We start from the raw sequence: 8538 nt of genomic DNA on the forward strand, positions 1-8538 counted from the left end.
CGACGGCGAACGCCGATGAGACGACAAGCGTGACCGACGGTCACGCTCCGTGAGAAGGAGGCCACCTGGTGGCGAAGACCCGAGTGATCGGACTCGACATCGGCACCACCGCGGTGCGCGCGGCCGAGGTCGAGTTCGACGGCGGCCCCGGTGCCGCGCGGCGCGGTGCCCCCGGCCGGGTGGTCCGTGCCGGGACCATGCCCCTGCCCTGGGGAGCGGTGCACGACGGGGAGGTGGCCGAACCGGCCACGGTCTCCTCCGCGATCAAGCGGTTGTGGAGCGATCGGAAGTTCGGCTCCAAGGAGGTGGTGGTTGGGGTCGGGAACCAGCGCGTGATGGTGCGCGAGTTCGACATGCCCCAGATGCCCCCGGCCCAGCTGCGCGCCGCGTTGCCGTTCCAGGTCGAGGGTCTGTTGCCCGTCGCCGCCGGTGACGCCCTGCTGGACTTCCATCCGGTGAGCACGTCGGTCGGGGCCGAGGGGCCCATGGTGCACGGCCTGCTGGTCGCGGCCACCGCCGAGACCGTCCTGGCGAACACCCGCGCGGTCGAGCTGGCCGGGCTCCGGCCGGTGATGGTCGACCTGAACGCCTTCGCCGTGGCGCGGCTGCAGGCCCGGTCCGGCTTCGGCTCCGGGGTGCGGGCCTTCGTCGACATCGGCGCCCGGGTGACCAACGTGTCGATCGTGGTCGACGGCATGCCGAGGTTCGTCCGGATCCTGCCCGCGGGTGGCCATGACGTGACCGAGGCGCTGACCGGCGCGCTGGACGTGCCGGCGGCCGAGGCCGAGGTGATCAAGCGCCGGGTGGGGGTCGGCCTCGCGAGCGCGCCCGAGGACCTCACCGCGAAGCAGATCATCGCCGAGGTCGTCACCGGCATGGTCGACTCGATCCGCAACACGCTCGTGTACTACGCGAGCAGCAACCCCGGAGGCGGTGTGGAACAGATCGTGCTGTCCGGAGGCGGGTCGTTCCTGCCCGGGCTGGGCCAGTACCTGGCCTCGGCCACGCGGGTCGCCGTCGCGGTCGGTGAGCCGCTGCAGACCTTCCCGCTGGCGAAGAACCTCAACCCGCAGTCGCTCGGCGGCGAGCCGTCGACCTACGCGGTGCCGCTCGGCCTGGCGATGGGGGTGGCCGCATGACCGCCAACCTGACGTCCGCCCAGGGTCGTCCCGGCAAGCTGACCACCGCGGTGGTGACCTATCCGCAGGTCAACCTGCTGCCGCCCGAGGTCGCGAAGACCCGCCGGCAGAAGAGCACCAAGCGGCTCCTGCTGCTGTCGCTGCTGCTGGTGATCCTGGTGGCGGTGCTCGGCTACGGCGGCGCGCTGTACTCCGCGAACGAGGCCGCCGACGACCTGGCCGATGCGCAGTCCGAGACCACCCGGTTGCAGAACCAGAAGGCCGAGTACGCCGAGGTGCCCCAGGTGCTGAACCAGATCGAGCTGGTGCAGAACGCGCGGATCGCCGGTACCGCGACCGAGGTGAACTGGGCGCAGTACATCGAGGCATTGCGCGCGGTCACCCCGGCCGGGGTGTCCTACGAGTCGATCACGGTCAGCAGCGTCGAGAACGGCGCGTCGATGAACCCCTTCGTCACCGACTCGATCGGCACGATCAGCTTCACCACCCGGTCGCTGGTGCTGCCGGACACCGCCGCCTGGGTGGACGCCGTCGAGCCACTGCCGGGTCTGTCCGACCCCTGGTTCACCTCCGCCACCCGCACCGATGAGGACGGGTCCCTCTACTACCTGGTGCAGGGGACCGTGAACGTCGAGACCAGCGCGCTCGCCGGGCGCTTCAGCGAGCAGGAGGAGGGCCAGTGAGACGTTCCACGACCACGTTCTGGGCGTTGGGGACCGCCGTTCTCGCGGTGCTCGTCGCCGCGGGAGCCTGGTTCCTGGCCATCGACCCGGTGCTGGCCCAGGCCTCCGAGGACCGCACCGCCACCGAGGACGCGCTGGCCCGCAACGACCTGCTGGAACTGGAGATCACCAAGCTCCAGGAGCAGGCCACCCACCTGGACGAGTACAAGGCCCAGCTCGCCGAACTGCGCCAGGAGATCCCGGCCACCGGTGACGTGAGCGGTCTGACCACGTACCTGCAGTCGCTGGCCGACGCCGCCGGGGTCACGGTCACCGTCCTGGAGCCGGGCGTCCCGCAGGAGCTGGCCGTCGCCGCCGGTGTGACCACCGACTCGGGCACCGCCACCGAGGACGGCAGCTCCGACGACGCCGCCGACGACACGACCGCCGACGACACGGGGACCACCGACACCGCGGACTCTGACGAAGGTTCGGCCAAGGGGATGTACCTGATCGGCGTGAACATCACCACGGTCGGCACCTACGACGCGACCAGGACGTTCCTCACGTCCCTGCAGACCGGGAACGGGCGGCTGTTCCTGGTGTACGGGCTGGACGCCCAGACCCAGGACGACGAGGGTGCCTCCGGTGGCCGGCCGGCCACCGCCCGCGGTGACGTGGAGCTGGCCATCAACGGCTACGCCTACCTGCTGCCGGAGAGCGGCACGCCGGCCGTGGACGACTCCGCGGTGGACGAGGGCGAGCTGCCGGTCCCCACCGACCAGCCGAACCCGTTCCTGCCGGTGGGCTGACCCCTCACCACCCCGCCCGCGCCCCGCGCCCCGGTCCACCCACTGGGCCGGGGCGCGGCGTCGTTCCCCGGCCGTGAAAGGATCGCCCCCATGCTGCGTTGGTTGACATCCGGTGAGTCGCACGGCCCCGCGCTGGTGGGGGTGTTGGAGGGTCTTCCGGCCGGGGTGCAGGTCACCACCGCCGACGTCCAGGCCGCGCTGGCCCGTCGCCGGCTGGGCTACGGCCGCGGCGCGCGGATGTCCTTCGAGCAGGACGAGGTGCGGATCCTGGCGGGGCTGCGGCACGGCGTGAGCCAGGGCGGCCCGATGGCGATCGAGATCGGCAACACCGAGTGGCCGAAGTGGGTCGACGTGATGGCCGCGGACCCGGTGGCCGACCCGGAGCTGCTGAACCGGGCCCGCAACGCGCCGTTGACCCGGCCGCGACCGGGGCACGCGGACCTGGTGGGGATGCGCAAGTACGGCTTCGACGACGCGCGGCCGGTGCTGGAGCGGGCGTCGGCGCGGGAGACCGCGACCCGGGTGGCGCTCGGGCTGGTCGCGGCGAGGCTGCTGGAGCAGGCCGCCGGGGTGCGGCTGGTCTCGCACGTGGTCGGGATCGGGCCGGTGGCGGTGCCGGAGGGTGCCGCGCTGCCGGCCCCGGACGACGTGGCGGCGCTGGACGCCGATCCGGTGCGCTGCTTCGACCCGGCGTCGAGCGCGGCGATGGTCGCGGAGATCGACGACTGCCACAAGGCGGGGGACACCCTGGGCGGCGTGGTCGAGGTGCTGGCCTACGGGCTGCCGAGCGGGCTGGGCTCCTACGTGCACGCCGACCGGCGGCTGGACTCGCGGCTGGCCGGGGCGCTGATGGGCATCCAGGCGATCAAGGGCGTCGAGGTCGGCGACGGCTTCCGCACGGCCACCCGCCGCGGCTCGCAGGCCCATGACGAGATGGAGCGGGACGCCGACGGCGTGATCCGGCGGCGCTCGAACCGGGCCGGTGGGCTCGAGGGCGGGATGACCAACGGGGAGATCCTCAAGGTCCGGGCGGCGATGAAGCCGATCTCCACCGTGCCGCGGGCGCTGGACACGGTGGACACCACCGGCGGTCCGGCCAAGGCACAGCACCAGCGCTCCGACGTGTGCGCGGTGCCGCCGGCGGCGGTGGTGGCCGAGGCGATGGTGGCGCTGGTGCTGGCCGACGCGCTGCTGGAGAAGACCGGCGGCGACTCGGTGCCGGAGGTGCGCCGCAACCTGGAGGCCTACCTGGCGTCCATCCCCGAGCTGCTGCGATGACCGCGCCCCGGGTGGTGCTGATCGGCGCGCCGGGGGCGGGCAAGAGCACGGTCGGCGCTCTGCTGGCCGGCCGGCTGGGCCTGGGGTTCCGGGACACCGACGCGGATGTGGCGGCGGCGGCCGGCAAGCCGGTGGCGGAGGTCTTCGTCGAGGACGGCGAGCCGCGGTTCCGGGAGCTGGAACGCGCGGCGGTGCTGGCGGCGCTGGACGGGCACGACGGGGTGCTCGCCCTGGGCGGCGGTGCGGTGCTGGAACCCGGGGTCCGGCAGGCGCTGGCCCGCTACGGTGAGCAGGGCGGCACGGTGGTCTTCCTGGAGGTCACGCTGGCGTCGGCCGCGGGCCGGGTGGGCTTCAATCAGCCGCGCCCGGTGCTGCTGGGCAATCCGCGGGCACAGTGGCAGGCGTTGCTGGAGCAGCGCCGCCCGGTGTACGAGGAGCTGGCCACGCACACCGTGCCGACCGACCGGGTGCCGCCGGAGGAGGTCGTCGAGCGCGTGATCGCACTGTGGGAGGGAACGGATGACTGAGGACCTGCGCCGGGTCGAGGTGGCGGGGGAGCAGCCGTACCCGGTCCTGATCGGGCGGCACCTGCTCGGTGAGCTGCCCGGCCTGTTGCGGCCCGGGGTGCGCAAGGTGCTGATCGTGCACCCGGCGGCGCTGGCGACCACGGCCGAGGCGGTCCGGGACGACCTGGCCGCCCAGGGGCTGGAGGCGCTGCTCGCCGAGGTGCCGGATGCCGAGCCGCAGAAGTCCGCCCAGGTGGCGGCGTTCTGCTGGCAGGTGCTCGGCCAGGCCGACTTCACCCGCTCGGATGCCATCGTCGGTCTGGGCGGAGGTGCGACCACCGACCTGGCGGGCTTCGTCGCGTCGACCTGGCTGCGCGGGGTGCAGGTGGTGCAGGTGCCGACCACGCTGCTGGCGATGGTGGATGCCGCGGTGGGCGGCAAGACCGGGATCAACACGGTCGAGGGCAAGAACCTGGTGGGCACCTTCCACCCGCCGGTCGGGGTCCTCTGCGACCTGGCCGCGCTGGAGAGCATGCCGGCGCACGACCACGTCGCCGGGCTCGGTGAGGTGGTCAAGTGCGGGTTCATCGCCGACCCCCGGATCCTGGAGCTGGTCGAGCAGCACGGGCCGGAGATCACCGACCCGGTGCGGGCCGCGCACTCGCCGGTGCTGGCCGAGCTGGTCGAGCGGTCGGTGGCGGTCAAGGCCCGGGTCGTGGGCGAGGACCTGCGGGAGGCCGGGCTGCGGGAGATCCTCAACTACGGGCACACCTTCGGCCACGCGATCGAGCACGTGGAGCGGTACTCCTGGCGACACGGTGCAGCGGTGTCGGTGGGGATGGTCTTCGTCGCCGAGCTGGCGCGGCTGGCCGGGCGGCTGGACGAGTCGGTGGTGGCCCGGCACCGGTCGATCCTGTCCGGCCTGGGCCTGCCGATCAGCTACCGCGGCGACCGCTGGGACCAGCTGTACGCGGCGATGCGCCGGGACAAGAAGACCCGGGGCGATCTGCTGCGGTTCGTGGTGCTGGAGGACGTGGCGCGACCCACCCGGCTGGAGGGTCCCGACCCGACGCTGCTGCTGGCCGCGTACGCGGAGGTCTCCGAGGGTGCGACCACGCCCCGGAGCCTGTCGCTGGGCTGAGGCCGAACAAGCCCGGAGCTTTGTAAGAACAGCTACAAGCTTGCTCCATTGTAAGAGCGGTTACCACGCGCTACCCTGGCGTCATGTGGACCCTGACGGTGGACCAGGTGGGCAGCCGGCGGGTCGGCGACCGGGTCGACGCGCTGCTGGCCGGCCTGGCTGCGGACTCGCCGCTGGTGACCGCCGCCCCCGGCGCGGTGCTGCTGCCGTTCGAGCGCACGGTCGGTGACGAGGTCCAGGCCGTGATCGCCGATGCCGGGCTGGTGGTCGACCTGGCGCTGCACCTGGTCCGGATCGGTGGCTGGAGCATCGGGATCGGCGCGGGCCGGGTCGACACACCGCTGCCGCCGTCCTCCCGCGCCGGCTCCGGGACCGCGTTCATCCACGCCCGTGCGGCGGTCGAGGCGGCGAAGTCCCGGCTGCGCAGTGTCCCGCTCGCCGTCCGCGGGCCCCGGGCCGATCTGGCGGCGGAGGCCGAGGGCGTCCTGGTGCTGCTCGGCTCGGTGATCGACCGGCGGACCGAGGCGGGCTGGGCGGTGATCGACCGGATGTCCGCCGCGACGGGGGAGCCCGGCACCCGCCAGCAGGACATCGCCGCCGCGCTCGGCATCAGCCAGCAGGCGGTCAGCGCCCGGCTGCGCGCGGCGCTCTGGGCGGAGGAGGTCGCCGCCCGGCCCGCAGCGGCGCGCCTGCTCCGGCTGGCCGCGGGCGACCGACACGATGGGCCCCGGGACGACGAGGGCGACGAGGGGGAGGCCGGATGAGCCCGGTGTGGGCAGTGGTCGTGGTGGTGCTGGCGCTGGCGGTCAGCGGCGGGCTCGGCTGGTTCGTCGCCGCCGGGGTGCTGCGCCTGGCCGACCGCGCGCCCCGCACCGTCGCCCCGCCCGCCGGACCGAAAGCCGCACCGGAGGTCGACCCGGGGGCCGATCCGGAGGCCGGACCGGGCGCTGGACCGGCGACCCGCGGCGGCCCGGACGGTGCGGCGGCGCGCGCCCGGCTGCGCGGCGGCACCTGGATCGGTGTGCTGGAACGACTGGCCGTCACCGGCACCCTGCTGGCCGGCGAACCGGGCGGCGTCGCGGTGGTGGTGGCGATCAAGGGCCTGGGACGCTACCCCGAACTGCGCAGCGGATCGGACCCCGGCGTCTCCGAGCGCTTCGTGATCGGCACCCTGGCCTCGCTGGTCTGGGCCGGGGCGCTCGGCGTGCTCGGTCGCTGGCTGCTCACCCGGTAGGCGCTAGGATGGTCGGCGGCCCAGCCCCGGCCGCGCGTGGCACCTGCACGGATGTGCGGCCGCGCGCATGGTGGGGCGACCGGAAACCCTGACAGGAAGCGACGAACGTGGCGACGACGAACGACCTCAAGAACGGCACCGTGCTGAAGATTGACGGCCAGCTCTGGACGGTCATCGAGTTCCAGCACGTCAAGCCGGGCAAGGGCGGCGCCTTCGTCCGCACCAAGCTGAAGAACGTCCTCTCCGGCAAGGTCGTGGACCGCACCTTCAACGCCGGCCTGAAGGTCGAGACCGCCAATGTCGACAAGCGCGACATGCAGTACCTGTACCAGGACGGCGACGACTTCGTCTTCATGGACACCGACACCTACGACCAGATCACCATCGCCGCCGCCACCGTCGGCGATGCCTCGAACTTCATGCTCGAGGGCCAGATGGCCGTGGTCGCCACCAACGAGGGAGTCCCGCTCTACGTCGAGCTGCCCGCCTCCGTCGTGCTCACCATCACCTACACCGAGCCCGGCCTGCAGGGCGACCGCTCCACCGGTGGCACCAAGCCCGCCACCCTGGAGACCGGCTACCAGATCCAGGTCCCGCTGTTCCTGGAGGCCGACACCAAGGTCAAGGTCGACACCCGCGACGGCTCCTACCTGGGCCGCGTGAACGACTGACGTGGGAGCTCGCACCAAGGCCCGCAAGCGTGCGCTCGACGTCCTCTTCGAGGCAGAGCAGCGCCGGGTCGACCCGATGACCCTGCTCGCCGAGCGGATCGTCGAACCCGGCACCGAGGCGGCCCTGCCGCAGTACGCGGTCGAGCTGGTCGAGGGGGTCTGCGCCCGCCGCGACCGGATCGACGAGGTGCTCGCCACCCACTCGCACGGCTGGACGCTGGACCGGATGCCCGCCGTCGACCGGGTGCTGCTGCGCCTGGGCACCTGGGAGATCCTGTTCAACGACGACGTCCCGGACGCGGTCGCCGTCGACGAGGCGGTCGAGCTGGCCCGGAACCTGTCCACCGACGAGAGCCCGTCCTTCGTCAACGGCCTGCTCGGCCGGGTGGTGGACCTGAAGCCGACGCTGCTGGGCTGAGGCCTGACCCGCTGGGCCGGACGGTGATAATCTGAGCGCATCTGCCGGCCCCGCTGGGGTGCAGGAAGTGAACCCCGGGATGTCCCGCCACGAGGTGGGGCCCGGGGTTCGCGCATGTCAGGGCTCACCCACGCGCAGCACGCTGATCGACGCGGGCGCCCGTGTGCCCGCGCGCCACGCACTGGTGGTGATCCCACAGGCGATGTCCGCCAGCCAGAGCCGCGGTTCCTCCGCCCCGCGCCGGTGATCCACCCAGAGCTGGTCGATCACCCGGCGGGTGCGCAGTGCGGCCACCAGCTCCCGGTCCCGCCGATCGGCCCGTTCGCCGCGTGACTCCATCACCACCCGAGCGCAGCCGAGCTGCTCCAGCGCGGGCCCGAACGTCTCGAAGCACTTCCGGCGGCGGCGTTCGTCCGGCTCATCCGGTGGACAGCTCCGGACGACCACCAGTCCGGTGAGCGGCAGCGACCCGAAGGCGGCGGTCAAGTGGGACCGGCTGCGACCGCCGGCGTCGTACCAGTGCGCCTTCAGCCGGCCAGGTGGGCGCAGGTGGCGGGCGCGTCCGCGCGTGTGCTCGACCTCGCCGGGTGCCACCAGCACGGCGCCGAGCACGTAGAGCAGCCTGCCGTCGATCTGCACACTCGACTCGTCCCCCCACGCCACTCCCATGCTCACCC

General features: G+C 73.1%; 11 protein-coding genes. 10 read left to right on the plus strand and 1 reads right to left on the minus strand.

From position 1 onward, the window contains the following. Nucleotides 1–68: 68 nt before the first annotated feature. The 10 genes from pilM (at nt 69) to nusB (ending at nt 7861) form a co-directional block, all read left to right on the plus strand. Nucleotides 69–1139: a type IV pilus assembly protein PilM gene (gene pilM, locus HGA03_RS04260; protein ID WP_168629002.1), complete on the plus strand. Its 1071-nt coding sequence runs from the start codon at nt 69–71 to the stop codon at nt 1137–1139. Beyond that, on the plus strand, nt 1136–1822 hold the full coding sequence (locus HGA03_RS04265; RefSeq protein WP_168629003.1) for a fimbrial assembly protein: 687 nt from the start codon (nt 1136–1138) through the stop codon (nt 1820–1822). The genes pilM and HGA03_RS04265 overlap by 4 nt, the downstream gene beginning before the upstream one ends. Continuing rightward, entirely contained in the window at nt 1819–2613 is a 795-nt protein-coding gene (locus HGA03_RS04270) for a type IV pilus inner membrane component PilO (RefSeq protein WP_168629004.1), read from the plus strand. Before HGA03_RS04265 ends, HGA03_RS04270 begins: the two co-directional genes overlap by 4 nt. A gap of 90 nt (nt 2614–2703) precedes the next feature. Further along, the gene (aroC, locus tag HGA03_RS04275; RefSeq protein WP_168629005.1) at nt 2704–3891 is read left to right on the plus strand and encodes a chorismate synthase; all 1188 of its coding nucleotides are present in this window, start codon (nt 2704–2706) and stop codon (nt 3889–3891) included. Next, nucleotides 3888–4418: a shikimate kinase gene (locus tag HGA03_RS04280; protein WP_168629006.1), complete on the plus strand. Its 531-nt coding sequence runs from the start codon at nt 3888–3890 to the stop codon at nt 4416–4418. Before aroC ends, HGA03_RS04280 begins: the two co-directional genes overlap by 4 nt. Continuing rightward, on the plus strand, nt 4411–5538 hold the full coding sequence (aroB, locus tag HGA03_RS04285) for a 3-dehydroquinate synthase (RefSeq protein WP_168629007.1): 1128 nt from the start codon (nt 4411–4413) through the stop codon (nt 5536–5538). The genes HGA03_RS04280 and aroB overlap by 8 nt, the downstream gene beginning before the upstream one ends. Before the next feature lie 83 nt (nt 5539–5621). Beyond that, complete coding sequence (locus tag HGA03_RS04290) at nt 5622–6302, plus strand: hypothetical protein (RefSeq protein WP_168629008.1); 681 nt, start codon at nt 5622–5624, stop codon at nt 6300–6302. After that, nucleotides 6299–6772 (plus strand): hypothetical protein, encoded by a 474-nt coding sequence (locus tag HGA03_RS04295; RefSeq protein ID WP_168629009.1) that lies wholly within the window; start codon nt 6299–6301, stop codon nt 6770–6772. The genes HGA03_RS04290 and HGA03_RS04295 overlap by 4 nt, the downstream gene beginning before the upstream one ends. 107 nt (nt 6773–6879) lie before the next feature. After that, complete coding sequence (efp, locus tag HGA03_RS04300) at nt 6880–7443, plus strand: elongation factor P (protein ID WP_168629010.1); 564 nt, start codon at nt 6880–6882, stop codon at nt 7441–7443. Between the two features lies 1 nt (nt 7444). Next, the gene (gene nusB, locus HGA03_RS04305; RefSeq protein ID WP_168629011.1) at nt 7445–7861 is read left to right on the plus strand and encodes a transcription antitermination factor NusB; all 417 of its coding nucleotides are present in this window, start codon (nt 7445–7447) and stop codon (nt 7859–7861) included. A gap of 117 nt (nt 7862–7978) precedes the next feature. Here nusB and HGA03_RS04310 read toward each other — a convergent pair whose 3' ends face one another. Further along, nucleotides 7979–8530: a hypothetical protein gene (locus HGA03_RS04310; RefSeq protein WP_168629012.1), complete on the minus strand. Its 552-nt coding sequence runs from the start codon at nt 8528–8530 to the stop codon at nt 7979–7981. Nucleotides 8531–8538 lie beyond the last annotated feature (8 nt).

Origin of the sequence: Cellulomonas denverensis (assembly GCF_012396125.1) — a bacterium.
Classification (GTDB): Bacteria; Actinomycetota; Actinomycetes; order Actinomycetales; family Cellulomonadaceae; genus Cellulomonas; species Cellulomonas denverensis.

Coding starts and splice junctions, on each gene's coding strand:
- HGA03_RS04310 (WP_168629012.1), bottom strand. CDS start 8,530: ATGGGAGTGGCGTGGGGGGACGAGTCGAGTGTGCAGATCGACGGCAGG.
- HGA03_RS04295 (WP_168629009.1), top strand. CDS start 6,299: ATGAGCCCGGTGTGGGCAGTGGTCGTGGTGGTGCTGGCGCTGGCGGTC.
- HGA03_RS04280 (WP_168629006.1), top strand. CDS start 3,888: ATGACCGCGCCCCGGGTGGTGCTGATCGGCGCGCCGGGGGCGGGCAAG.
- HGA03_RS04265 (WP_168629003.1), top strand. CDS start 1,136: ATGACCGCCAACCTGACGTCCGCCCAGGGTCGTCCCGGCAAGCTGACC.
- aroB (WP_168629007.1), top strand. CDS start 4,411: ATGACTGAGGACCTGCGCCGGGTCGAGGTGGCGGGGGAGCAGCCGTAC.
- HGA03_RS04290 (WP_168629008.1), top strand. CDS start 5,622: ATGTGGACCCTGACGGTGGACCAGGTGGGCAGCCGGCGGGTCGGCGAC.
- aroC (WP_168629005.1), top strand. CDS start 2,704: ATGCTGCGTTGGTTGACATCCGGTGAGTCGCACGGCCCCGCGCTGGTG.